This window comes from Daejeonella sp. (assembly GCF_046590655.1).
GTDB lineage: Bacteria > Bacteroidota > Bacteroidia > Sphingobacteriales > Sphingobacteriaceae > Daejeonella.
Map to the genome: position 1 here is coordinate 1 of NZ_JBKJUM010000030.1, position 25205 is coordinate 25205.

The following is a 25205-nucleotide window of genomic DNA, read 5'->3' on the forward strand; positions in this document are numbered from 1 at the left end:
AGATACGGCACGTAATTCCATAGAAAATAAAATTATTGGTGGTGTTCGTTTAAGTGGCAAATTGACTAAAGACCTGAGAGTAGGTGTTTTGAATATTCAGACGGCCAAAGATGAAGAAAATAAAATTCCCTCCAGCAACAATACCATGATAGCCCTTCAGCAAAGGGTTTTTTCGAGATCAAATATTGGGATGTTCTATATCAATAGGCAATCATTTGAAAAGAATGACTTTGTTGATCGGGAAGATGAATACAACAGGGTGGTTGGTCTTGATTATAATTTGGCATCTAAAGATAATAAGTGGACAGGTAAAATGTATACCCACAAGTCGTTTCAGCCCGATGATAATGTAGGTAATTTGTCTGCCGGAGCAATTCTTTCATATCAGTCTAGAAGATATAACTTCGACGTTAAAGGAATTTCGATAGATGAAGATTTTTCATCTGATTTGGGCTTTATCAGAAGAACAGGAATTTTCAAAGGCATTGTAGGTGCTGAGCGTGTCTTTTGGCCAAAAAAAGGTATTATTCAAAATCACGGATTTCGATTTTTTCCTATTCTTTTATGGGATCCTAGCCTGAATTTTAAAAATACAGATTATGACCTTATGAGTTCTTGGAAAGCAACTTTTAAAGATCAATCACAGTTCGAGATAGAACTAACGAATAGTTTTACCTTTCTATTTGACAGCTTTGACCCTACCAACACGGATGGTGCATTAGAACTACCTGGCGATCAAGGCTATCATTATAATAGTGTAAAATTTGGTTATCAATCAGATATGCGAAAACGTTTTGCTGTTAAAGGAGGCTCTGAGGTTGGTCAGTTTTACAACGGAAAACGTTTTTCTGTAGAAAATATGATGACCCTGCGCTTTCAGCCAAAAGTCTTTCTTTCACTAGTTTTAAATTATGATCAAATTACATTACCAGACCCTTACGCCAGTGCTGACATTTGGTTGATAAGTCCAAAAATTGATCTCACTTTTAGTAAGTCTATTTTTTGGTCCACATTAATTCAGTATAGTAATCGAAAAGACAATTTAGGGTTCAATTCAAGATTACAATGGCGTTTTGCTCCGCTCTCAGATTTGTACATTGTTTATAATGATAATTACTTTGTGAATAGTTTTCAGCCTAAAACCCGATCTATCAATTTGAAATTAACTTATTGGTTAAACCTTTAATAATAAGGCTTTAACAAGGCTGAGTTCAACCGATAAGTGTGTTGCACTTATTAATGAACTTAGATTTCACTTAAATTCTATTCTAAAAATATCTTTTCACACAAGGAAAATATCGTTTAAGTAAACTTACCATTTTACCCATCAATTGGGACTAGAGGATATTACAACCGAGTTAATCCTATAGCAACTGCCTTGGCCTTCGTCATTCATAACTTAAGTATTTAAATTAAGTTTTATTTTCTCGAGTTTAGCCTGAATATTCGCGATATTGCTGTTGATACCCCTGGGATGGAAGCGAGGCGTTGAAATAATATTGAAATAGAAGATGAAGAAATTACTTTTTATAACTGTATTGATCTATTCGGCGCTAATTGGTTTTTCCCAGCAAAAGCAGCCGGGACGGCCCAATGTTATCATTATATTCATGGATGATATGGGTTACGGTGACCTGGAAAACTACGGTGGGCTTGGTTATCACACACCTAACCTAAATAAACTGGCGTCTGAAGGGCTCCGGTTTACTAATTTCTACACCCCGCAAGCCGTATGTACAGCCTCGAGGGCTGCCTTGCTTACCGGAACGTACCCCAACCGGCTAAACATATTTGGCGCACTTCAACCCAACCGGGGTTTGGGACTGCATCCGGACGAAGAAACCATTGCCGAACTCCTGAAATCAGCAGGGTACAAAACCGGGATGGTCGGCAAATGGCATTTAGGCAACGAAAAGAAATTTTTACCCACCAGGCAGGGCTTTGACAGCTATTACGGTTTACCCTATTCAAATGATATGTGGCGTGTGGATTTTGATGGGAAACCAGTTGGCCCCGATCGTCCTAATTTTAAAAATCAGCCTCCATTACCCTTATTACAGGATAAAATCAATCAGCAAAATGCAGATACTGTGATGATCTTGAAAACCCTGGAAGATCAGGATAAGTTAAGCACCCTATATACAGAACAGGCGGTTAATTTTCTTCTTGAAAATAGCAAAGATCCATTTTTATTATACCTGGCACATTCAATGCCGCATATTCCGCTTGGTGTTTCATCCAAATTTAAAGGCAGAAGCGAACAGGGCTTATATGGGGATGTAATGATGGAAATTGACTGGTCGGTAGGCGAGGTAATGAAAACACTGAAAAAACTGAAGTTGGAAGAGAATACACTCGTTATTTTTACGAGCGATAACGGCCCGTGGTTAAATTTCGGAGATCACGCTGGATCAACCGGTGGCTTAAGAGAAGGAAAGGGTACCAGTTGGGAGGGAGGAACCCGTGTACCATGTATTATGCGCTGGCCAAAGTTGATTGCAGCCGGAACCATAACCAATAAATTATCCAGTACAATTGATCTGTTGCCAACATTGGTAAATATTACAAATGCTAAGCTGCCAAAAAATAAAATAGACGGGGTAAATATTATATCCATTTTAAAGGGCGAAGATAAAAATCCACGTAACGAGTTATACTATTACTATAACCGGAATGATCTTGAAGCGGTTAGAATTGGCTGGTGGAAATTGGTGTTTCCGCATAGCTATCCGTCATACGAAGTAGTGACGCCGGGTCGGGGAGGATTCCCGGGACCGCGTAAAGACATCAAGACAGATTCGCTTGCCCTTTATGATCTAAGAAGAGACCCTGGCGAGCGGTATAACGTGATTGCTACCAATCCGGAAAAAGTCAGGGAACTGGAACAACTGGCAGAAAAGGCCCGCAGAGATCTGGGGGATGATCTGACCGGCTTTAAAGGAGACAACCGGCGCCCCGTCGGAAAGATAGAAGAGTAGCGCTGGTATGCCACACTATACCAAATAATCACTTGAATGAACTATCAATTCACTACATTTCATTTCACCATCATTTGCCTCCTTGCAGCCCGGGAGGTTGGAAGGGGGAGACTATCAACTAGTCAAGTATTACCCCATAATCCGTAGCCTTCGCCATCCTAAAATAATACTCGTAAAGTGTTTTGGAAATATTAGCCATAACATCCTGCGACGCGGTGCCGGCTTTGTAGTTTTCCATTACAGCAATTGCGTAAGGTCGCTTTGCAAGATACACCACTGCCCACTCTGTTGAAACTCCGCCCATACCCCCTGGTTTAAAAGCTATCTTAACACTTGAAGGAATACCCTTTGCTATCTTGCTATTTTCTACGGGGTTTTTCTGAAGCGTTATGAGTATTTCATCTGAAATATCTTTGCTGATAAATTTGCCATCGTGTAAGAGTTTCATAATTTTCACAGCTTCGGCTGGAGTGGAAATATTCTCTTCATTTCTCAGAGATGCCGGCTGATCGATCATCTTACGCTGCACGCGAGTGTTCTTCAAACCGAGGTCTTGCATGGTTTTATTAATATTTTGCATGCCTACAAGGTCGATAAGTGTATTAGTTGCCGAATTATCACTCAAACCAATCATCAGCATACAGTAATTTCGAATGCTCAGGGAAACCGGGTCTGCCATAACATTTAATATACCGGATCCTGCAACCGTATTTGCTGAAAGCAGAGGTCTGACATCGGTGAGTGCGAACTTCTTCTCATGAGCCTGTTTATATACCTCCATCAGAATAGGAATCTTGATTGCACTTGCCTGTGCGAAAACGACATCCTGATTTATCGAAAAACTTTCGCCGGTAGTCAGGTCGATTGCCATAAGTCCTGTCAAATAAGAAGAGGTCTCTACTATATTCTGGAGCTGGCGTTCGGTTTTCTGTTTTAGAATTTCTTTTGCAGTCTGGGCGAGGAGGAGTTGAGTGGAAAGAAGGAGGCAGAGAATGAGGGGAAGTTTTTTCATTAGAAAGGTCCTTGAAATTTTAAGTTCTTAAATATATAAATAAAGGTGAAAGACCCCTCAGTCCCGCGAAAAGCGGGACAGCTCCCTTGAAGAAAGGGGAGCAGAAAGGTGCCGAAGCGTTTGGACCGCCCAGTCTAACAACCAACCTGCCTACCGGCAGGCAGGCAACGAACAACTAACAATCCTCTATCTGAAATCCAAATTTTCAGTAATCCTTTTTCCTTTGTGTTTAAACGTATCAATATATTTCCGAATCCGCTCTTTCGCCGTGGCGAGATCCAAATTATTCAGATTGATATTCAGAAGGTCGACAAACCAGGGTATCTTAAATTCATTAAATACATAGATGTCTGCTATTTCTTTTGAAATGGGTAAAGTTGTGGTTTTTGAAGCATCATACAAATCTTTATTGCCGGCCTTCAGCAATTTTTGATATTCTTCATCCATCAAACGTACAAGCAGTTCCTGTGTAAGTGCATCTCCGGCCCTCACTCCGGTCTCAACATCATCCTCCGTGAATTTCGCGCCCTTGCTGAGCCATTCCCAGACGATGCTAAGTCTTATCTCACCAGTGGCCATATCTTCCATCAGATAAAGGATATCATCATTTCCAAAGTAATCTGCTGCCTTAAGCGCTGCTGCCTGCATTCCCTGCCCAAATGCATTACCATATTGAAGCGCCACACTCAGCAGGTTTCGGGCACCTCTTATTGTTATCGGAGCAGGTTCGATCAAAATTAAGCCATCTGCGTCCTGCTGTGTATAGGTTAATGCCGGGAATTTCCTGCCTAACTGGTTCGACTGGCCGATTTTCTCCCAAACAGGCCTTACGATATTTACCATTTTCCAGTGTGCTACCCATTTACCACTGGCACCTTCGCGTTGTTCGCGCTCCGCCCCCGCTATAGCTTTTTGCATACTTGAAGAAACACCCTCGGCCGAACCCACCGGGATATTGGGCTCCATCCCACCCTGCCATAATGCGTAATTACCGTTTAGGTCAGGAGTATTTACAGCGCGTCTAACCCGGTCCTCGTAATTACGCATATAGCCATATGTCATAGTTATCGACTCGATATTGGGGTTAATGAAAGTTTTATTCCATGCCATCGCATCAGAAACACTGTTAATATAATCCCATCGTCCGGTATTGTATCCTAAGAAATGTTTTCCAAGTACTGCACGGATCTCCATTAACATATGGGTCGCTTCAAGCTGCTCAACTAAAAGGTAGACTTTTATAGCTCCCTCTCCTAAGCCAAGATGACTTTCGAGAGCGTTTAACATTTCATTCCATAAGGCTGCCTCTTCTGCCGTTTGGATTTTTGGAAGATACAAGACTATGGATGATCCAGCCTTTTGTAATTCGTCAAAATTATTAACCACGTACAGGGTAAGGTCGGCAATTGAAGCTGCCAGTGCCACTCCTTCAGAATCCCTGATGTGCCGGTCGTCGAGATGTAATCCGCGGCAGCGAAATATTTTTGTGGTAAAGTCAAGCTGTTTTTTCCAGTCTTTTACCATCGGGTATCCCAGGAATCCTTCTGACCAACGGTTCATCTCCAGAGCGACCTGCTCAGCTACTTTAAGAAAAACAGGATCCTTACGTGTAGCAAGCTTTAAGTTCCGCTGATTATCAAGTGACATGCTGTCGATCTGGCCGAGTGCATCTTCACCGTCAAACATCCACCCGTCAGCCCCTGATAAGAGTGCGTAGGCCACATTGCGGATACTGCTCTCCAGTTCTACGGTAGGTTTGGCTGCCGGCCCTGTTCCCTGAATCCATTGACGCTGCAAATCTGCAGGAATTACAGAGCCTATGAACTTGCCTTCGCGGGCGTCCTGGACTTTAATTTTTGTGCGTGGAATAAAACTCTCCGGGTCGTAAAAAGCAATCCGTGTTTTGCTTTTTTGACGTTCAGATCTTCTTTTGATCCTCTTGTCCATCAACTCCTTTACGTCTTTGTTAAAATGGGCCATCGCCGATAAGGCATCAAGTACTTCAGGGGTGTAAACATCACTGTACTCCTTCCGCAAATTATCGCGGATAATTATATCCTGGTCGTTCATCAATCATATTGGTTTACTGCGTAAGCTTATTATTCTTTTATAAGGAATACTGTCATGCTTAAAGGGCCATGTGCGCCTAAAACCAGGGCTTGCTCGATATCTGCTGTTTTAGACGGTCCGCCGATGAAGCCGCCGAAACCGTAGTCTTCTGAAGCAATTTTCGCATAGGCATCATGCATGGTCGAAACCAGACTGCTTTCAGTTACTACTACCGCCAAATGCTGGCAGATGTAAGGAATAATCCGCTGACCCATCACATCCTCTGTAAGCCATACTGCACCGTTTTCCGCCACTGCAAATCTTGCTTTAATAATTGCCAGTTCTACGTCATCGTAGCTGTGAGGTTCGGCATCCAAAGAAATTAGTTCCGCAATGTCACTCAATTCCTGCAATGTGGTCACCATGCGTTTACTTATATCGAAGTGTACGGGAATAATTTCCTTAATGGCATCCAAAAGGGTAAGCGTAAAGACTTGTCCTCCAATTCCGGTAAATGTATCGGTATATTTTAAAGCTATATCCACTTCGGATACTTTAAACATGGATATATCCGGAAGTGGTGATAAAGAGGGCTGGTTTTGCTTCACAGCCGCAAGAATACTCTCTCTGCTACTCATTATTCTTTGTTTTTTCTAAGACGTTTTTCTTATACCATTCTCCAAATGTCTGCTTTGGGCTCCCGGGCATGTCGCGTTGTTTATACCAGGGATTAAACTTGTTATTGATGGCAAATGGTGCATGATTTAAGATCCAGCGACCGGTTATGCCGGCTGTCCGGTACATATCTGGGGAGGCAAAAGTCAGCGACATCGCCTTCATGCTGAAAGTCTTGCGATTGGCTACATAACCTTCTTTAACGATAACCTGTCGCCATTTATAGAGCTGGTCATGAATGGGAATTTTTACAGGGCACACGTTAGAGCAGGAACCGCAAAGCGTCGAAGCAAAGGGCAGATCAGCATGCTGCTGCATATCAAGATTGGGTGCCAGGATTGCTCCTATGGGACCAGAAATTGTATTATGGTAGCTCAAACCTCCACTTTTTCGGTAGACAGGACAAGTGTTCATACAGCCTCCGCATTTAATGCATTTAAGTGAATCTCTGAAGTCCGGGCGGGCAAGTAATTTGCTCCGTCCTTTGTCTACCAAAATGAGATGCATTTCCTGTCCGGGGCGCGGTTTCTTAAAGTGGCTGGAATAAATTGTAATGGGCTGGCCAATAGCGCTTCGTGCCAGGAGCCTCAGAAATACGCCCAAATGCTTCCTTTCAGGGATTAGCTTTTCTAGCCCCATTGAAGCAATCTGAACCTCAGAAAGGTGCGCTCCCATATCTGCATTGCCTTCATTTGTACAAACCACGTATTCACCAGTTTCGGCGACTGCAAAATTAACGCCGGTCAGCGCTGCACGCCTGGTAAGAAAAACGTTTCTCAAATGCTTACGGGCGACTCTGGTTAATAAGGTGGGATCTGAAAGACCCTTTTCCGTTCCAAGATGCTCGTGGAACAGTTCCCCTATTTCTTCTTTCTTTTTATGAATGCAGGGCAGAACAATATGGCTGGGTGGCTCATTGTCAATCTGCTGTATATATTCGCCAAGATCCGAATTGATTACCTCTATTCCCCTTTCATGCAAGTATTCATTCAGCCCGCACTCTTCGGTCAGCATGGATTTGCTTTTAACCATTTGAGTTATCTGCTTTGCCTTCAAAATGGAGTACACAATTTGGTTATGTTCATCGGCATCTGAAGCCCAGTATACTCTAACACCATTTTTGATCAGATTTTCTTCAAACTCTAGCAAATAATTATGAAGATTGGAGATCACATTACCTTTTATCGCAGATGCAGCTTCCCGCAATTCTTCCCATTGAGGAGTTAAATTCGCAGAACGGTCGCGCTTCTGGCGGATCCACCACAGGGCGCCGTCATGCCAGTCAACACGTTCTTCATCTTTATTAAATTGTTCCGCCAGTGCCGCGTGATCTGTAGTGCTCTTCATATTTCAACTTTAGAACTATTTAATATTTCAGCAATATGGATGATCTTCACCTTGCTGTTATTTCTCTGTAGTATTCCCTCCATATGCATTAAGCAGGAAAGATCGGGCGAAGTAATATACTCAGCTCCATTCCTGGTATGGTCGGTGATTCTATCTTTTCCCATTTTGACCGAAACAGCTTCCTCAGCAATACAAAATAGCCCTCCGAAGCCGCAGCATTCATCCGTTCTATCTAGAGAGATCATTTCTATTCCTTGCACCATATTTAGTAAATGCTGTGGTTTGGAGAAGTGAGGCGCGACCAGCTCACTCATTTGCGCAAGATGAAGACCGCGCAAACCATGACAACTTTGATGCATTCCAACCTTGTGGGGGAAATGGGCATCTAATTTTTCAATCTTAAGAACGTCAGTTAAAAATTCTACTAACTCAAAGATCCTGACGCGGATCTCGCGTGCTGCATCCTCATTTTCATGCGAATGCAGGTGATCTTTAATATGCAACACGCAGCTTGCTGAAGGTGCAACGACATAGTCATATCCGGTAAAATTCTCAATAAACAGATCGTTACATGATTGTGTTAGATGTTCAAATCCGGAGTTTGCCATGGGTTGCCCGCAGCATGTTTGCTTTGCCGGGTAAAATACTTCAACTCCAAGCTTTTGCAACAATTCCAGCGTGGCTATGGCAGCAGAAGGGTATAATTGGTTAACATAACAAGGAATAAAAAGTGCAACTCTCATAATCGGTGTCTATAAAGCGGCTAATAACACGCATTTAAATTTAGCAAAATAGTCTATTTTTGATTAAAAAAAAATACCCCCTCAAAGGTTGTTACTTACTTAGCAGGGTAACTTCAACAAATTAGAATCTCTTATTCAGTCTTTTAATTAATTTAGCAACAGTGCTGTTACCCTCTGAAGGTGTCGCCCTGAATTCAAAAAAAATGGTGATAATTGTTAATTAATCTTTATGCGATGAAGAAGATAATCCAATTATTACTTTTTTTCCAAAAAATATACTCCATCCCGCTAACTCACAAGGGTCGAAGGCGCCTGGAACCCATGCAACAACGATAAAGAACGTGGCCATTGGGTGAAACGTAACAGACCAGTAATTCGTAATTTATAATTCATAATTGTCCTCATGAGAGACATCACAAGCAAACAAATCACACTCCGTACGGCAAGGGCAATTGGAATAATTTTTTGTTCGCCGGCATCGATACAGTTGATCAATTCTGGTTCCTTACCTAAGGGCAATTTGTTTGATGTAGCCCGTGCGGCAGGTTTCCTTGGTGCAAAGCTTACACCTCAGCTCCTTCCACATTGCCATCCGGTAACTATTGATGCAATGGATTTCAAATTTGAGTTTCTTAGCAAAGATCTTCATTCAGATTTATTTGATTCAGCCGTATTAGATCGTTCAGGAATTGTTATCCGCGGTGAAGCTAAATCTATCGGCCGTACCGGAATAGAAATGGAGACCCTTACCGCGGTGTCTGTAGCTGCTCTTGAGATTTATGATATGCTAAAGCCAGTCGACACTGAACTGGAAATAGGCCATATTACACTTTTGGAAAAGAAAGGCGGCAAAAGCGACCGTAACAGGTTTATAGAAACAACACCAACATGTGCTGTATTGGTTTGCTCGGATTCTACAGCAAATGGTATTCGTGAAGATAAAAGCGGGAAGCTAGTATCTGGCATGCTGGAAAACGTTAAAGCAAAAGTATTATACTATAAAGTTCTTCCGGATGATAAGGACGCCATACAAGCCCAAATTAAGGAATGGGTAAAAGACGATGTCCAGTTCATTTTCACAACAGGCGGAACCGGTCTTGGTCCGCGAGATAACACTAACAATGCAGTTCGTGAAATCTTAGAACGCGACGCCGATGGAATAGCAGAAGCCATGCGCAGCTTCGGACAAATGCGTACCCCGCTTGCCATGATGAGCCGTTCTATTGCAGGGACTATTTCAAATACACTCATTGTAACCCTCCCCGGAAGTACGAACGGTGCACGTGAATCGCTCGAAGCTATAATTCCAGGAGTTTTCCATGCAAGGAAAATGATGGAGGGAGAAGGGCATTCATAAGCGAAAATCACGTTTCTTATCGGTGAAAAAAACCTCTCCCATATTCACCTAGGATTTCCTGTCTTTCACCGAAAACTATCTGCCATCTGCCTAATAGCTGTTTGGGGGAGCCCTCCTGCGATATACTTTTGATCAACCAAACAAGCAGAAAACAAAACTATACGAACATTAAACTTAAAATTTAAGCATTATGAAAACTCTAAAAACAATCACCGCAGCGTTACTAATCGCTATCTCATTTTCAGCATTTGCCGCTGATGGTACTGCTAAAGAAAAGCTAGAAATGAACTACGCTTTAAAAGTTTACATTGAGGCAGTAACAGATGGAAAAATCGCTCCGCTGCCGGAAGTATTGGATAAAAATGTAAAATTTACTTATACGAGAGGCGAAAACATATTTAGCCACGGCCGTACAGAAGTCTTAAACGTATTGAGCTCAACTGAAAACGTAAAACAAAACTGTATTACAGAATTCCGTATTGTAGAGTCAACTCCCTCAGCGAGTATGGTCAAAGTAATTATGAAATATCACGGCTTTGTGAAAGTGAGCTATTTAAACCTTGCCAACACTACAAAGGGCTGGAAAATTACTAATGTGTCTACTTCCTTTATATAATTAAGACCTTTTTAAAGGATCAAAAACCGGTCTCCTTGGGACTGGCTTTTTTTGTGTTTGCTGCAATTCTCAGCAGACAATTTTAGGTTAATAGTTTGTTGAAAATCTAAGCCTTGGCCTTATACTGTCCCGCCCTTTGATACCTGCCTGCCGGCAGGTAGGTAGTTTTTGCCCAAAAAGGCAAAAAAGCTGCCACTTCGATCGGGTTTAGATCGGGAACTTTTGTGCTGCTATTAAAGATCCTAACCGGTATTTGTGGCGGTACCGTTATGACTTCAATTTAATCCAATCAGGATCTACATGTTAGGAAGTGAATGGAAACCTTATCCCGACGCTTGATTATATAAATGATATCCGTGATAAATACCATTCAGTATGTTTATATAGAAAACTTACTTTCGGAAATCAAATAAACTCTTATACGCTTGCTGCGATCCTGCTTGTGCTTCTGTATACAAAGTTATTATAGATGTGCCTTCTGGCAAAACGACCGGGAGTTTCTGCATTAATAAGTTTTACATAAACAGCTTTAGGAACATCGAAATATTCATAAACATTCCCGTCTGCAAAACTTACTTTGAGTACCTGTTGATGGTACTCATAATCAACAATCATTGAAGTTGCTGTGGTTATGGTATATTCTGCAAAGGACTGATTGCGAGTTTCGGGCGCAATACTAACCAGGAAATGGTAGGCTTCTATTATGGTTTTACTTTTCTCTTCGGCTTCCCGCCTTGCTTCGGGAGATTCGGTGAATTTATCAGGATGCCACGTTTTCATCAGCGTTCTGTAGACTGATTTCAAGGTTTGCAAATCTGCATTTTTATCTACCTCAAGTAGTTTCCGGTAGTCAACTATTTTTTTCATGATGATATGCTTTAATGAAAGCATTACACCTTCAAAATAATTTTGCAAAGTTAGAAATAATTTGAGAGAAATCCAATCATCTGGCTGATATGGTGACGTTTGTTGGTGCGAGACCACTGGGTAATAGATCCGTGTACCAGAATCCGAATTTTCCGTCTAAAGCTGTGTTGTCTGATGTGCAGCTCTCATCTGCGTTCTTTGGAGCCTTTAATTCCTTAAAGACCTTCTCCCCGATATCAAAAACTACAGGATGATTGAATATGGGACCTTCGAACACAAAAGTATGAAATTCTCCATTCTCACCGCACACGTCTATATCATCCGGAAATTCAGAAATTAGCTCTTTGGTGATCTCCTTTCCCGTTAATTCATTAAGGTGGTGTTGAGTACAAACTATTATAGTACGAAAACCCAAATCTAGAAATTCATAAATAAGCTCTGTCGTATCCCTTTTCCATAAGGGGAAAATGGCCTTTAATCCTACCTCTGCTAACCGATCTTCCCGATACCTTCTTAAATCCTCCAGAAAAATGTCTCCAAATATCGAATGCGTAATGCCTTCATTTTCAAATTTCTGGAGATGCTCCCGCATGGCATCATCATAATCTTTCATCTCCGGCATTTCCGGCAGCCTAATTTGATATAAGGGTATTCCTATTGATGCCGCCTGACGAATTAAAAGCTCTTCACGAACTCCGTGCATGGAAATCCTGTTCGCACTATTGTTTATAGTAGTAACCAGGTATCTTATATCCAATGCCGGATTTTTCAGGCAATGATATAGTGCGAGTGCACTGTCCTTGCCCCCACTCCAGTTGAAAATACAAGGTAATTTGGGCTCGGTTGTAGTCATATATCAAAAGCGTCATCAGCCTGCAATATTGGATCAGCAAGTCGTTTAGAAGCCACTTCGCAATAGGCTATTCTTAAAATATCAATTAGCATCTCTTTCGTAATATTGCCCAGATCAATCAGATTTCATAGGCCTGCGTGTATTTGTCTTAAAAAACAAATGTAAGAATTCACAAAATGAGTTTAGGTAAGTCAGAATACAGTTATTGATAAGTAAAATACTGAATTTCCTTTCAGGTCATAAAAAAGTTGCAGGTAGAATGGCATAATTAATTGGATTTCACCTTGCCGGAAACAATCTAAACCGCCTATTCGATCGTGATTTGTTAAAAGATAAGCCCGCGGGTAAATATAAATTTTATCACCGGCAGTTTACCATTAAGTAATAAGGCTAACAAGCAAAATCCCTAAAAGTCAAACATATCATCTAAAAACGACTTCTTCTTTTTATGGGGATGAGCACGGTTATGATCGTCGTCTTGCTTATTGTATTCATACTTTTTGACATCAGCTTCGTAATTCTCACGTTTAGAATAATGTTCAGCAGATCTCTCAGTTATCTTTTCTAATTCCCCCCGGTCAAGCCAGATACCCCGGCAGTCAGGGCAATAATCTATTTCTATTCCTTTTTTATCGGCAATCAGCAATGTTGTTTGGCAGTTTGGACACTTCATATATAGAACTTATTATTTGGCTTAAAGCTAAACATTATGTTAGAAATTTTTAAGATTTTCCGGTATTGGATGTACTAAGGCCATAGTAGAAATGGGTTGCCAGTTCGAATACGCCCTATGTTCATTAAAGAAACCAGCCTTTCACAAAGCCGGTTTCCTTTAATCGAAGTATTCGTAATTTGTTATTACGGTTAACTTATCGCTTTAAATACATCCTCATCTGTAAACGGCTGACTTCTTAATCGTTTACCTGTCGCCTTGAAGATAGCGTTTGCTACTGCTCCGCCGGTTGGAGGAAGGGCGGGCTCGCCCAGTCCCGTTGGATCTATTCCATTGTCAACGAAATAGGTTTCAATTTCCGGAATCTCTTTCATTCTAATCAGACGGTAGGTATTATAATTTTTTTGTTCTGCGGCACCGTCTTTAAAGCTGAGTTTGCTGTACATAGCGTGCCCAAGTCCGTCCACGACCCCACCCATTACCTGCTGGCGGGCGCCACCATAATTAACTACCTGACCACAGTCTGCAACTGCATATATCTTCTTAACTACCGGAATTCCACCTTGCATCACAACGTCGGCAACCTGCGCCACATAAGAAGCATGCGAGAAATAGACGCTGAAACCCTGTGAAACATTTTTGTTCTTACCCCAGGCCGACTTTTCAGCGGCAAGTTTGATTACGCCAATCATCCGATTAATATCGTAGCGCATTTCGCCAACAGGTTTCGCTTTCGCTTTTTCAAGAAGCTCAAGTCTAAAAGCCACAGGATCTTTACCTGCCGCTTGGGCCACTTCATCAAGGAAAGACTGTTCTGCGTAAGCAAGGAAGTTAGTGATAGGGGCACGCCATGCTCCGGTTGTAATTGGCGATTTATGCTCTACGGAATCTATTAATACGTTATCAACAGCACCAGAAGGGAAGTTATGCTCCCTGGTTGAGTTTCCTGCATTGATTCCGACACCTCTTAATTTATAACCGATCATATTACCGGCAGCATCTAATGCAGCTTCAAAACGATAACGAACAGCTGGGCGATAAACGCCTCCAGTCATATCGTCTTCTTTAGTCCATATCAATTTAATAGGTGCTTTCATTATGCTCGACAACTCCGCAGCTTCGACTACGTAATCGTTTTGCAGCCGTCTGCCGAAGCCGCCTCCAAGACGGGTAAGTTGAAGGGTAATTTTTTCTTCAGGAACTTTAAGAAGCTGCGAAACCTGGGTACGGGCCCTGGCAGGAGTCTGAGTCGGTCCAACCAATTCGATGCCATCTGGTTTAACATCAGCGAAGAAGTTCATAGGTTCCATCGGGCTGTGAGAAAGGAAAGGACATTGGTAATCTCCCTTTACAACTTTTGCAGCATTTTTGAAGGCAGTGTCGACATCTCCATCCTTACGGCGAACAGTGGCAGCACCAGAATCCATCAGGGATAAAAATAATTTATTATGATCATCTGTATTTTCAATCGCACCTTCCTTTTCGTATTCTATCTTGAGAAGTTTTCTGGCTTTTAAAACCTGCCATGTCGACTTACCAACTACAGCTACATAATTTTTAAAGCTCACAACATCAACAATTCCTGGCATTGCCCTGGCGGCCGCCGAGTCTACCGACTTTACTTTCATTCCGAAAGATTCAGGCCTTTGTATCATTGCGAAAAGCATACCATCACGATAGAAATCAAGACCAAAAAGAGGTTTCCCGGTAACAATATCTTTGTTCGCAACGTTTCTAACACGGGTTCCAATAAGCTTAAAATCTTTTCTGTCTTTTAATTTTACGTCCGTAGGTACAGCGATTTTAGACGCAGCCTCAGCAAGATCACCATATCCCAACTTTTTACCTGAACTACCATGACTTACAAAACCTACTGAAGCAGTACATTCTGCTGTAGGTACTCCCCATTTCTGCGCTGCAGCCTGAATAAGCATTGCTTTCGCTGTTGCTCCGGCCGTCCGTAATAGTTTCCAGGAGTGCGGAACTGCTCCACTACCGCCGGTAAGCTGACGATCAAATTTATTGTCCAGATTAGCTTGTAAAACTTTCACTTTGGTCCAGTCGGCTTCAAGTTCTTCAGCTACAATCATTGGAAAAGAGGTTAGAATATTTTGGCCAAGTTCCGGATTAGGGGACATAATTGTCACAATGCCATCAGAAGCTATAGACAAGTAGCTATTAAATCCAATATTTCCAGCTGCGATTGCTGAATCCGAAACGATAACGGGGGCAGCATCAACATTCAACCAGTTAAATCCCAGCACCAGTCCACCACTAGTGATAGCGGTCATTTTTAAAAAATCACGCCTGCTGTTTTTAGTTATATTTTCCATATGCTCAAGCTTTAGTACTTGCTAGTTTGACAGCCTCCCGGATGCGGTGGTAGGCTCCACAGCGACAAATATTGGTATGCATAGTATTAGCAATTTCTTCGTCCGTGGGCTTCGGATTTTTCTTAAGCAAAGCTGCAGCTGACATTATTTGACCCGCCTGACAATACCCACATTGAGCAACGTCAATTTCATCCCACGCTAATTGTAAAGGGTGATCTCCTTTTTCAGACAACCCTTCAATAGTAAGGACCGGGGAATTCCCTACTGCGGATACCGGAAACACGCATGAAGGGACAGCGGAGCCATTAATATGTACCATACATGCACCACATTGCGCGATGCCACAGCCGTATTTTGTACCAACCAATCTAAAATTATCGCGAAGTACCCATAAGAGTGGAGTATCTGGTTCAACATCAGCCTGGAGTGTTTTGCCATTGATTTTAAGTTTGTAAGTGGCCATAAGTTTGCTTTTGATCGAACTAAAATAATTAAATTTTTTAATATCTATTTGTAACATAAATAGTTCAAAATCGTTGAACTTCTCAAATAATTTCGTTTGCGATGCTCTATATTGCTTTCAATTACCTCTAAAACCAAAACGGTTCTATCAATTTATAAATATATTTACTATATATTTATAGAACAAAAAATATTCTGGACACCTATGAATCAACCGGAAGCTGCATTTCTTCTAAAAGTGGAATTGAGTAACAAATTAATATGCCTGTAAAAGCTTTCACCGGTACGTTTGGGAGACCCGAGCTTATTCATTTACTCAAGCGGACGCTATTTGGTGTTAAGAAATTAGACCTCACTATTTATTCCGGGAAAGCACTAAATGAAGTAGTCAATAGCTTGCTGGGAAATGAGATGGCAGTAACTCCTCCGGTTAATAACTACAACGATGCCACCATCACCGACCCAAATGTGCCGAACGGCCTACCATGGGTAAACGCTCCATATGGCGACGGAACTATAAATTCAAGACGTACAGGTTCATTTACATCCTGGTGGACAGGGATGATGCTTGAACAAGCGCCCACTCTGCGTGAAAAAATGGTTCTTTTCTGGCATAATCACTTTGCAACGGAGACAGCAACTGTTGGGGATGCCAGATATTCTTACAAAACCAACGCTTTGTTCAGGACTTATTGTTACGGCAACTTCAGACAATTAGTTAAATTAATCAGCCTGGACCCGGGGATGCTCAGATATCTGAATGGATATCTAAACACAAAAACGGCTCCCGATGAAAACTATGCGAGGGAACTACAGGAACTTTTTACCCTTGGAAAGGGACCAGGGTCCGGATATACAGAACCAGACGTGAAGGCTGCTGCGAAAGTATTGACCGGATATAGGGTTGACGCCAATGCTATTACATCAACTTTTGATGCCACAAGGCACGATACTACTGATAAGCAATTTTCGTCTTTCTACAACAACACCATTATCAAAGGCCAGACCGGGGTCAACGGCTCAAAAGAGCTGGACGACATGCTTAATATGATATTCCTTCAAAATGAAGTAAGCTTATATATCTGCCGCCGGTTATACAGGTTTTTTATTTATTACGACATAACCCCAGCCATCGAAGGTTCGTTTATCGCACCTCTTGCCGAACTTTTCAGGCAAAGCAACTATGAGATCAAACCGGTTCTGCAAGCGATGTTTAGCAGTGAACATTTCTTTTTGACACAGAATAGGGGATGCATGATCAAGAGTCCACTAGACTTCACGGTGGGTTTATGCCGGGAATTCGAAATCACCTTCCCAATTAAAGGAGATTATATCAATCAATATTATATGTGGGCTTATTTGAAAAATCAGATCGCGACTTTCCAACAGGATGTGGGAGATCCCCCTGATGTTTCTGGCTGGCCCGCTTATTATCAGGAACCTCAATTTTACGAACTATGGATTAATTCAGATACCATATTAAAAAGAAATGTTTTTTCAGATCGTTTCATTTCAACTGGTTACACACGAAATAATCAAAAAATAGTAATCGACCCGATAGCATACACATCAAAATTTGCCAACCCTGCAGATCCCAACGCGTTGATAAATGAGGCCCTGGAGCAATTGTACAGGATTGATGTATCGCCTGCTACTAAGACTTTTTTAAAGAGTATCCTTTTAAGTAATCAGGCAATGGATTATTATTGGACAATTGCCTGGACTGAGCATAAAAATGATCCGGGTAATGTATCTAAGAAAAATATAGTTAACACACGTTTGGTAGGCATGTTCAAGTACATGATGAACCTTGCAGAATATCAGCTATCATGAAGAGGAGAGATTTTCTGGCAAAGGCTATTCCGGCGGGGGTTGTATTACCCTCGCTAATTAACGGAATGACATTCAAAGCATTCGGAGCATCACCATTAATCTCAGCTCTAACTGCTGCCGGAGAAGAGTCAGACCATGTCCTTGTCCTTATTCAGATGAACGGAGGAAATGACGGGCTAAACACAGTTATCCCTCTTGATCAGTATTCTAATCTTTTTAAAGCCAGGTCGAATATTATTTTACCGGAAAAGAAAATCATAAAGCTTGGTAATTATAATACCGGACTTCATCCTTCAATGCAGGGGCTTGGCACTTTGTATAAAGAGGGCAAATTAAATGTTATCCAGTCGGTAGGATATCCTCAACCGAGTTTTAGCCATTTCAGGGCAACAGATATCTGGCTCACGGCTTCAGATTCAAACCAGATGATCAATTCAGGCTGGACAGGCCGGTACCTGGATCAGGAGTTTAAAGGTTACCCAATTGGTTACCCAACAACTGCAATGCCAGACCCACTTGCCATACAGATCGGATCATTCATTTCGCCTGCTTTTCAGGGGCCTTCTGTCGGAATGGGAATGGCAATCTCCGACCCCGTTAACTTTTACAACCTGATAAACGGCATTCAGGATCCTGCTCCTAATACCAATGCGGGGAAAGAGCTAACATACGTTCGGCAGGTTTCTCAGCAGACACAGCAGTATGCAACTGTTATTAAGGCGGCGGCGGCCAAAGTTAAGGTTCAGGGAACTTATCCCACAGGAAACTCACTTGCGGATCAGTTGAAAATTGTATCACGCCTGATTGCCGGAGGATTGAAAACCCGAATTTACATGGTTAACATAGGTGGCTTTGATACCCACGCGGGGCAGGTTAATACTGGCGCAACAGAAACCGGTGCACACGCCAATTTATTATTAAAAGTAAGCGATGCGATCAAAGCCTTTATGGACGACCTGAAGCTCCAAAATGCCTCTAAAAGAGTGATCGGGATGACTTTCTCTGAGTTTGGCAGAAGAATACAGTCAAATTCAAGCGGTGGAACTGATCATGGTGCAGCAGCGCCGCTGTTTTTATTTGGTGATTATGTAGAGAATGGTGTGCTCGGGAAGAATCCAATAATACCGGGCAGTGTGAATGCCAACGACAACCTTCCAATGCAATACGATTTCCGTTCCATTTACGGGTCGATTCTTGAAAAGTGGTTTTGCGTTCCTACAGCTACGCTCGATACTGTCATGTTGAAAAATTTTCAAAGCCTTCCTATCCTCAGCAGCAGAGTTGGATGTAGTGCCAGCTCAATAGCCAATCTCAATGCTGAGAACGAAAGAATGTTAATATCAAATTATCCTAATCCATTTCAGTCTTACACAAATATTATCTACAAGTCCAAAGGAGGCCATGTTTCAATTCAAATTTTTGATATTCAGGGCCGTCTGATGGGAACTGTATTGGACAAGGTCACTCAAACAGGTGAGTTCTCCGTCATGTTCGATAATCCGGGATATGTCCCGGGCTTGTACTACGCCAGATTGCAAAACCAGGATTTGCAGCAAGTTCGTACCATGATAGTTGCCGGATAGACTAGATAACCAATTCTACAATTCCGGTTCATACTAATTACACTAATTATATCAGATGACAATTTAGTCCTATGGAAATTAGCAGCTACAAAAAATTTAACAGAAAGATGTTTGTTATAGCCTATCTATTGCTGACATCTATTTTAAGCTCCCAGGCACAGGAAATTGATCTTCTTCTAAAGGGCGGTCACGTGATCGACCCGAAAAATAACATCAATTTAAAAATGGATGTAGCTCCCGTTGCCGGGAAAATCTTCAAGGTAGCATCGGATATCCCGACTAGTTCGGCTAAAAGAACGGTTAATGTCATGGGATTATACGTTACCCCAGGCTTAATCGACATTCATGGCCATGTTTTTCATGGGACAGAACCAGACAACTACCTGAGCAATGGACTGGAAGCACTGCCGTCGGATAGCTTTACGTTTCGTTCTGGTGTTACAACAATAGTTGATGCAGGAGGTGCAGGCCGGAAGAATTTCGATATTTTCAATAAAAATGTGATTGATGTATCACAAACCCGTGTTTTGTCATTTATTAATATATGAAGGCATGCACGACATCGTAGCTTATGAGCAGAATACGGCAGATATAGATGCTAAACTTACTGCAAGTGTTGCAAATAAGCACAAAAGCTTTATTGTAGGCGTGAAAATTGCGCATTATATAGGGCACGACTGGGTGCCGGCAGATAAAGCAGTCGAAGCGGGTAACCTGGCTGACATCCCGGTTATGGTTGATTTTGGAAAGGCTAATCCTCCCCTTCCGATACAAGAACTTTTCATGAAACATCTCAGGCCCGGTGATATTTTTACCCATGTTTATCGATATGACCGTGAAGTTGGACCCGACGGCAGAATGTTGGAACACAAACAGGCAATTGTCGATATTAAAACCAACTTTGCCTGACGTGATTAATGCATCTACCTGGAAACCAGCGAATGTGATCAAAAGAACGGAGCTAGGAAATCTGAGTGAAGGGACGGAAGCTGATATAGCAGTATTCAACCTGAGAACCGGAGATTTTGAGTTTTCGGACTCAAATGGAATCGCCATCAGAGGGAAGCAAAAGCTCGAAGTCGAACTTACCATCAGGAAAGGGAGAATTGTTTGGGACTTAAATGCGATAAGCTCAGCCCCTATGCCCGGACAATAAGCCTAATTTCATAATACATTCCATATCCAAAGAAAATAATAAGCCCTAAATTCACGGATGATTACCTGGATGAAATTTCATACCATGAAAAAGGTTATAGATAAATGAAGATGCCGAAAGTTAACAGAAGAAAATTCATCAAACTATCAGCGGGCGCTGCAGCCGCTTCAGCTATTTGGTCATCGTGGTTGCAGGACGCCCTAGCAGTTGAAGCACATAATGCATCGCAATCTATCCGCGATGTGGAACACATCGTTATTCTGATGCAGGAAAACCGATCTTTTGATCATTATTTCGGTACTATGCGTGGTGTAAGAGGCTTCGGAGACCGCTTTCCAATCCCATTAGAAGGTGGCAAGCGTGCATTCTTTCAATCAGACGGTGAAAGGATTATCCCACCCTACCACGCGAATAAAAATACTTCTAATGCAGCCTTGATAGCTGGAACACCTCATGACTTCCAGGATATGCAGGCGGCATGGAATCAGGGTAAATATGGATTCTGGCCGATGTTTAAAACGCCAAATTCGATGGCTTACTACACCCGGGAGGAAATTCCTTTTCAATATGCTCTTGCAGAATCCTTTACAATCAGCGATGCTTACCATTGTTCAGTTGCAACTGGTACAGACCCAAACCGCATAGTATTTTGGTCGGGGTCTAATTTCGATCCTGAAAAAAGGGCACGGGGAATTAATTGCACAGATCAGGACTCTGAGCCGGTAAATGTAAGATGCTGGATCCGTGGAAAAATGCCCGATCCCGGTTACTCATATCGCGGCAATGCATTCCAGTGGCCCACAATTCCTGATGTCCTCGAAAAGGCCGGAATAAGCTGGCGAATATACCAGGATCCTAATAATAACTGGACTGGCGCAATGCATGGATGTCTGGCTTTCGAGAGTTTCAGAAGTGCAAAGCCGGGGTCCCCCATTTATGAGAACGGCATGCGGCACTGGTCAATAAAAGATTTGGAGGATCAGGTCAGGAATAATACGCTTCCTCAAGTAAGCTGGGTACTTCCTTCCCAGTTGAATTCTGAACATCCGGGGGCACCTTCAAGTCCTTACAGGGGCGCAGATTTTACTCATGAAGTGTTATCGGCAATTACTGCCAATCCCGAAGTATGGAGTAAAACTGCTTTCTTTCTAACTTTCGATGAGAATGACGGGCTTTTTGATCATATTCCGGCGCCGGCTGTACCATCCTATAACTTAGATAATACTCTGGCAGGAAAATCGACAATCGATCTGGCTGGTATGTATTTCGATAACGATAAGGGGACTTCTGCATTTCCGAATCCCTTCACCGCTGACTCGCCAAACCCTACTGAACGGGCAAAGACTCGAATCTACCAGGATAAAAGAGACACAATTTCAGGTCATATAAGACCCTGGGGAATGGGCCCGCGTGTACCGATGTACATCATTTCTCCCTGGAGTAAAGGAGGCTGGGTAGATTCACAGGTAGCCGACCATACTTCCGTAGGCCAGTTTATAGAAAAACGTTTCGGGATAATTATACCAGCCATTAGTCCGTGGCACAGGGCTGTGAGCAGCGATTTAACATCTGCGTTTGATTTTATCCGGCCAAATGATCCGATTTTCCCCAAGATGCCTTCTACGGTAGACCATGCATCGCTTGATGCAGTTTCAAAATTATTGCCAAATGCAGAGGCGCCAAGTGTTGCTACGCCGCTTTACCAGGAGAAAGGTACACGTTTTTCAAGAGCACTTCCTTATAGGCTGCAAGCCAGCCTGACTAAATTAAAAGAGGAAAATAAGGTTCGTTTGTTATTTGAAAATAAAGGTTCTGTGGGTGCCGTTTACCATGTTTATGATCTTGCCCATCTCGAGCGGATTCCGAGGCGTTACACGGTAGAAGCGGATAAATCTGTTTCTGATGAATGGAACTTATCTGAAAATAATGGTACATATGATCTGGAAATATACGGACCTAACGGGTATTTCCAGAAGTTTACTGGTAGTATATTGGTATCTGAACCTGACATTTTTTTAAGTTACAATTACAGAAAAGGTACTATTTTAGCTAGAATAGATAACCGTGGTAATACTCCTATAGGGATTAGTCTTACTTCAAATGCGTATGGTCATACAGTGCCATCTGCATTTGAACTTGAACCAGGGAAAAACAAAAAAATGGAGTGGACGTTAAAAAGCAGCGGCAATTGGTACGATTTCTCTGTAAAATCAGGAAGTTCCTATATGAACCGATTTGCGGGAAGAATTGAAACTGGTCAGCATAGTATAAGTGATCCCGCTATGGCTAGTGAGATATAAGCCATAAATAATCCAGACTCTTCAATAAAAAGATTATGATCACAATTATTCGTACAAATTCAGCAAACCAGGATTTCCGGGAACTGATAACTTACCTCGACGAAGACTTGGCAATAAGAGACGGTTCAGAACATGCATTTTATGCGCAGTTCAATAAAGTTGACATGATAAATCATGTTGTTATTGCCTACGACGATAATAGGCCGGTGGGTTGTGGTTCGATCAAAAAACTTACATCAGATAGCATGGAAGTTAAACGTATGTACACTGCTCCTGCAAGCAGGGGAAAGGGAATTGCCAGCACAGTACTTCGTGAACTTGAACGATGGTCAGCAGAATTATCTTATAAGAAATGTATTTTAGAAACTGGCAATAAGCAGCCCGAGGCGATAGCATTGTACTTTAAAAGCGGGTACAAAGTCGTGCAGAATTATGGCCAGTATGCAGGTGTGGAAAACAGCATTTGTTTTGAAAAGGAACTGGGAGGAATTTGTGAATAGGAACCCACTAAATAATAAATTCATGTAGACTTGTAACATTAATTCTACTTACTTTAAGGTTTTTTGACTGCTTAAGTCCATAAATTAGTTAACTCGATCAGCCGGAAGAGAAAATCCCAACTAAACTAATCTCCATATAACTAAATAAACTAAAATTAAATGAAACGTAGAGACGTTATTAAAGGTCTAACGCTACTGCCTTTAGCAGGCGGAGTAGTTGGAAGCGCGAGGTCTGCAAATGCTGCTGAAGGTGCTGGCCTGCTTGGAATGCTGGGTGGGGAATCTTCTGTCGAGCTCAAAGCTGGTGCTCAGGTCTATCAATCAATCGGGGTAGAGCCAGTAATCAACTGCCGTGGTACATTTACTATTATCGGAGCTTCGACAATTATTCCTGAAGCAAAAGAGGCTATGCAGTTTGCAAGCAATTACTACGTTCAGCTAGATGAACTCGCAATGGGCGTAGGCCAAAGGCTTGCTGAGCTTAGTGGTGCAGAGTGGGGTGTTGTTTCATCTGGTTGCGCGGGTGGTATGAAGTTGGTGACCATCGCTGCAGTAACTGGCGGTAATCCTGAAAAACTTGTTCGTATTCCTGATCTTACCGGTATTGACAAAAACGAGGTGATTATTCCGAGAGGCTCACGAAACACATATGATCATGCCGTACGGAATGTAGGTGTCAAAATCATTACAGTAAATACCCAGAAAGAACTGGAAGACGCAATAAACCCCCGTACAGCCATGGTTTATATGATGTCGGGCGACAAGGATGAAACAGGTCCATTATCTGTAAAAGCTGTTTCAATGGCAGCAAAGGCCAAAGGCGTACCGGTGCTTGTAGATGCTGCGGCAGAGGCGTTAACTCTTAATCCCAACGTTCACCTTGCCAATGGTGCAACAGTTGTAGCATACAGCGGAGGTAAAGCAATCCGCGGGCCTCAAAGCGCGGGTTTACTACTAGGTGATAAAAAAATACTAATGGCTGCCTGGCAGGCAAGTGCACCACATCACGGTCCTGCCCGAGACAATAAAGTAGGTAAAGAAGAACAGATCGGTATGTTAGCGGCCGTAGAAGCCTGGACAAAACGTGACCATCCTAAAGAAGAACTTTTGTGGACAAGTTACCTTGAAAACATAGCAAAACGCGTTTCTGCAATTCCAGGAATTACGGCTGACATTCGACAACCGCTGGGCCTTGATAACAGAACACCTAACCTTACTATTTCATGGGATCCTAATAAGTTCAATGCTACAGGTCCGGATATTTCCACTTATTTATCTACCACCAAGCCACGCATTGCAATGAGTGCAGGCAATGGTGCTGGCGGCGGCGGTGCAACCACTGCCACTTCAACAGCAAGCCCGACAACCTATATATCATTAGCTGCCTGGATGATGCAACCAGGTGATGATAAAATTGTTGGAGACCGTATTTTTGCTGCTTTAAATATGAAACGCCCGCCACTTACAGATACAATGGCGGCACCATCAGCGGATCTGAAAGGGCGTTGGGATGTGACCGTTGATTACTTCAATGAAAAAAGTGCGCATAAATTTATTATTGAAGCTCAGGATGGTAATTTTATGAAGGGATCGCATCAGGGAACTTTCACTACCAATGAATTAGTGGGTACTATCGAAGGGAACGAGATTAAATTCCAAAGCGCTTCGAGGATGATGGCCGATAATGTTCCATTCACTTTCTCTGGAACGGTTAATGGCAATGACATGAGTGGTAAAATTCACCATGGTGAATACCTAACTTCAACATTTACTGCCAAGAAATTCATCTATCCAACAACAAAGCAAAAGATTACCGTACCGGTCGGTCCTCCGCTTTCAAGTTAAAAGACAATTTATAAGTTCATAAA

General features: G+C 42.2%; 22 protein-coding genes. 12 read left to right on the forward strand and 10 right to left on the reverse strand.

The features are described 5' to 3' along the window. Together ACLL8Z_RS02900 and ACLL8Z_RS02905 are read left to right on the forward strand one after the other, a co-directional pair. On the forward strand, window positions 1–1186 hold a 1186-nt coding region (locus tag ACLL8Z_RS02900), incomplete at its 5' end, for a hypothetical protein (RefSeq protein WP_411273252.1). Between the two features lie 325 nt (window positions 1187–1511). Then, entirely contained in the window at window positions 1512–2978 is a 1467-nt protein-coding gene (locus ACLL8Z_RS02905; protein ID WP_411273253.1) for a sulfatase, read from the forward strand. 118 nt (window positions 2979–3096) lie between these two features. On the opposite strand, the gene ACLL8Z_RS02910 is transcribed toward ACLL8Z_RS02905, so the two are convergent. The 5 genes from ACLL8Z_RS02910 to ACLL8Z_RS02930 form a co-directional block, all read right to left on the reverse strand. Beyond that, a complete protein-coding gene (locus ACLL8Z_RS02910) occupies window positions 3097–3990 on the reverse strand; it encodes a serine hydrolase (RefSeq protein ID WP_411273254.1) in 894 nt (297 codons plus the stop codon). 186 nt (window positions 3991–4176) lie between these two features. Beyond that, window positions 4177–6060: a hypothetical protein gene (locus ACLL8Z_RS02915; protein ID WP_411273255.1), complete on the reverse strand. Its 1884-nt coding sequence runs from the start codon at window positions 6058–6060 to the stop codon at window positions 4177–4179. A 29-nt stretch (window positions 6061–6089) separates the two neighbouring features. Beyond that, complete coding sequence (locus ACLL8Z_RS02920) at window positions 6090–6677, reverse strand: LutC/YkgG family protein (RefSeq protein ID WP_411273256.1); 588 nt, start codon at window positions 6675–6677, stop codon at window positions 6090–6092. After that, window positions 6670–8061, reverse strand: a complete 1392-nt coding sequence (locus ACLL8Z_RS02925; protein WP_411273257.1) for a lactate utilization protein B — start codon at window positions 8059–8061, stop codon at window positions 6670–6672. The genes ACLL8Z_RS02920 and ACLL8Z_RS02925 overlap by 8 nt, the downstream gene beginning before the upstream one ends. Further along, the gene (locus ACLL8Z_RS02930) at window positions 8058–8804 is read right to left on the reverse strand and encodes a (Fe-S)-binding protein (RefSeq protein WP_411273258.1); all 747 of its coding nucleotides are present in this window, start codon (window positions 8802–8804) and stop codon (window positions 8058–8060) included. The genes ACLL8Z_RS02925 and ACLL8Z_RS02930 overlap by 4 nt, the downstream gene beginning before the upstream one ends. A 403-nt stretch (window positions 8805–9207) precedes the next feature. On the opposite strand from ACLL8Z_RS02930, the gene moaCB reads away from it, so the two are divergent. Together moaCB and ACLL8Z_RS02940 are read left to right on the forward strand one after the other, a co-directional pair. Further along, window positions 9208–10161: a bifunctional molybdenum cofactor biosynthesis protein MoaC/MoaB gene (moaCB, locus tag ACLL8Z_RS02935; RefSeq protein ID WP_411273259.1), complete on the forward strand. Its 954-nt coding sequence runs from the start codon at window positions 9208–9210 to the stop codon at window positions 10159–10161. A 190-nt stretch (window positions 10162–10351) separates the two neighbouring features. Continuing rightward, complete coding sequence (locus ACLL8Z_RS02940; protein ID WP_411273260.1) at window positions 10352–10777, forward strand: nuclear transport factor 2 family protein; 426 nt, start codon at window positions 10352–10354, stop codon at window positions 10775–10777. Between the two features lie 417 nt (window positions 10778–11194). Here the strand turns inward: ACLL8Z_RS02940 and ACLL8Z_RS02945 are convergent, their stop codons facing one another. From ACLL8Z_RS02945 to ACLL8Z_RS02965, 5 genes are all read right to left on the reverse strand, one after another. Then, entirely contained in the window at window positions 11195–11644 is a 450-nt protein-coding gene (locus ACLL8Z_RS02945) for a KTSC domain-containing protein (protein WP_411273261.1), read from the reverse strand. A 76-nt stretch (window positions 11645–11720) separates the two neighbouring features. Continuing rightward, entirely contained in the window at window positions 11721–12497 is a 777-nt protein-coding gene (locus ACLL8Z_RS02950; RefSeq protein ID WP_411273262.1) for a diphthine--ammonia ligase, read from the reverse strand. A 406-nt stretch (window positions 12498–12903) separates the two neighbouring features. Further along, window positions 12904–13170 (reverse strand): zf-TFIIB domain-containing protein, encoded by a 267-nt coding sequence (locus ACLL8Z_RS02955; RefSeq protein ID WP_411273263.1) that lies wholly within the window; start codon window positions 13168–13170, stop codon window positions 12904–12906. A 191-nt stretch (window positions 13171–13361) separates the two neighbouring features. Beyond that, window positions 13362–15503, reverse strand: coding sequence for a molybdopterin cofactor-binding domain-containing protein (locus tag ACLL8Z_RS02960; protein ID WP_411273264.1), 2142 nt, complete (start codon window positions 15501–15503; stop codon window positions 13362–13364). A gap of 4 nt (window positions 15504–15507) precedes the next feature. After that, complete coding sequence (locus tag ACLL8Z_RS02965) at window positions 15508–15966, reverse strand: (2Fe-2S)-binding protein (RefSeq protein ID WP_411273265.1); 459 nt, start codon at window positions 15964–15966, stop codon at window positions 15508–15510. A gap of 260 nt (window positions 15967–16226) precedes the next feature. Here ACLL8Z_RS02965 and ACLL8Z_RS02970 point away from each other — a divergent pair, with 260 nt between their 5' ends. The 8 genes from ACLL8Z_RS02970 to ACLL8Z_RS03005 all read left to right on the forward strand — a co-directional run bounded on the left by ACLL8Z_RS02970 (window position 16227) and on the right by ACLL8Z_RS03005 (window position 25182). Then, a complete protein-coding gene (locus tag ACLL8Z_RS02970) occupies window positions 16227–17798 on the forward strand; it encodes a DUF1800 family protein (RefSeq protein WP_411273266.1) in 1572 nt (523 codons plus the stop codon). Then, the gene (locus tag ACLL8Z_RS02975) at window positions 17795–19381 is read left to right on the forward strand and encodes a DUF1501 domain-containing protein (protein ID WP_411273267.1); all 1587 of its coding nucleotides are present in this window, start codon (window positions 17795–17797) and stop codon (window positions 19379–19381) included. The genes ACLL8Z_RS02970 and ACLL8Z_RS02975 overlap by 4 nt, the downstream gene beginning before the upstream one ends. Window positions 19382–19488: 107 nt before the next feature. Further along, complete coding sequence (locus ACLL8Z_RS02980) at window positions 19489–19929, forward strand: hypothetical protein (RefSeq protein ID WP_411273268.1); 441 nt, start codon at window positions 19489–19491, stop codon at window positions 19927–19929. Window positions 19930–19933: 4 nt separating this feature from the next. Continuing rightward, window positions 19934–20290, forward strand: coding sequence for a hypothetical protein (locus tag ACLL8Z_RS02985; RefSeq protein WP_411273269.1), 357 nt, complete (start codon window positions 19934–19936; stop codon window positions 20288–20290). Between the two features lies 1 nt (window position 20291). Continuing rightward, a complete protein-coding gene (locus tag ACLL8Z_RS02990; protein WP_411273270.1) occupies window positions 20292–20537 on the forward strand; it encodes a hypothetical protein in 246 nt (81 codons plus the stop codon). A gap of 104 nt (window positions 20538–20641) precedes the next feature. Continuing rightward, on the forward strand, window positions 20642–22837 hold the full coding sequence (locus ACLL8Z_RS02995; protein WP_411273271.1) for a phosphocholine-specific phospholipase C: 2196 nt from the start codon (window positions 20642–20644) through the stop codon (window positions 22835–22837). A gap of 35 nt (window positions 22838–22872) precedes the next feature. Next, entirely contained in the window at window positions 22873–23337 is a 465-nt protein-coding gene (locus ACLL8Z_RS03000; RefSeq protein WP_411273272.1) for a GNAT family N-acetyltransferase, read from the forward strand. A 159-nt stretch (window positions 23338–23496) separates the two neighbouring features. Beyond that, window positions 23497–25182, forward strand: coding sequence for a PLP-dependent transferase (locus tag ACLL8Z_RS03005; protein ID WP_411273273.1), 1686 nt, complete (start codon window positions 23497–23499; stop codon window positions 25180–25182). The last annotated feature ends 23 nt before the right edge of the window (window positions 25183–25205 follow it).

Bases quoted from the DNA above. Each gene is read 5' to 3' on its own strand.
- ACLL8Z_RS02905 (WP_411273253.1), top strand. From the start codon at position 1,512: ATGAAGAAATTACTTTTTATAACTGTATTGATCTATTCGGCGCTAATT.
- ACLL8Z_RS02910 (WP_411273254.1), bottom strand. From the start codon at position 3,990: ATGAAAAAACTTCCCCTCATTCTCTGCCTCCTTCTTTCCACTCAACTC.
- ACLL8Z_RS02915 (WP_411273255.1), bottom strand. From the start codon at position 6,060: ATGAACGACCAGGATATAATTATCCGCGATAATTTGCGGAAGGAGTAC.
- ACLL8Z_RS02920 (WP_411273256.1), bottom strand. From the start codon at position 6,677: ATGAGTAGCAGAGAGAGTATTCTTGCGGCTGTGAAGCAAAACCAGCCC.
- ACLL8Z_RS02925 (WP_411273257.1), bottom strand. From the start codon at position 8,061: ATGAAGAGCACTACAGATCACGCGGCACTGGCGGAACAATTTAATAAA.
- ACLL8Z_RS02930 (WP_411273258.1), bottom strand. From the start codon at position 8,804: ATGAGAGTTGCACTTTTTATTCCTTGTTATGTTAACCAATTATACCCT.
- moaCB (WP_411273259.1), top strand. From the start codon at position 9,208: ATGAGAGACATCACAAGCAAACAAATCACACTCCGTACGGCAAGGGCA.
- ACLL8Z_RS02940 (WP_411273260.1), top strand. From the start codon at position 10,352: ATGAAAACTCTAAAAACAATCACCGCAGCGTTACTAATCGCTATCTCA.
- ACLL8Z_RS02945 (WP_411273261.1), bottom strand. From the start codon at position 11,644: ATGAAAAAAATAGTTGACTACCGGAAACTACTTGAGGTAGATAAAAAT.
- ACLL8Z_RS02950 (WP_411273262.1), bottom strand. From the start codon at position 12,497: ATGACTACAACCGAGCCCAAATTACCTTGTATTTTCAACTGGAGTGGG.
- ACLL8Z_RS02955 (WP_411273263.1), bottom strand. From the start codon at position 13,170: ATGAAGTGTCCAAACTGCCAAACAACATTGCTGATTGCCGATAAAAAA.
- ACLL8Z_RS02960 (WP_411273264.1), bottom strand. From the start codon at position 15,503: ATGGAAAATATAACTAAAAACAGCAGGCGTGATTTTTTAAAAATGACC.
- ACLL8Z_RS02965 (WP_411273265.1), bottom strand. From the start codon at position 15,966: ATGGCCACTTACAAACTTAAAATCAATGGCAAAACACTCCAGGCTGAT.
- ACLL8Z_RS02970 (WP_411273266.1), top strand. From the start codon at position 16,227: ATGCCTGTAAAAGCTTTCACCGGTACGTTTGGGAGACCCGAGCTTATT.
- ACLL8Z_RS02975 (WP_411273267.1), top strand. From the start codon at position 17,795: ATGAAGAGGAGAGATTTTCTGGCAAAGGCTATTCCGGCGGGGGTTGTA.
- ACLL8Z_RS02980 (WP_411273268.1), top strand. From the start codon at position 19,489: ATGTTTGTTATAGCCTATCTATTGCTGACATCTATTTTAAGCTCCCAG.
- ACLL8Z_RS02985 (WP_411273269.1), top strand. From the start codon at position 19,934: ATGCACGACATCGTAGCTTATGAGCAGAATACGGCAGATATAGATGCT.
- ACLL8Z_RS02995 (WP_411273271.1), top strand. From the start codon at position 20,642: ATGAAGATGCCGAAAGTTAACAGAAGAAAATTCATCAAACTATCAGCG.
- ACLL8Z_RS03000 (WP_411273272.1), top strand. From the start codon at position 22,873: ATGATCACAATTATTCGTACAAATTCAGCAAACCAGGATTTCCGGGAA.
- ACLL8Z_RS03005 (WP_411273273.1), top strand. From the start codon at position 23,497: ATGAAACGTAGAGACGTTATTAAAGGTCTAACGCTACTGCCTTTAGCA.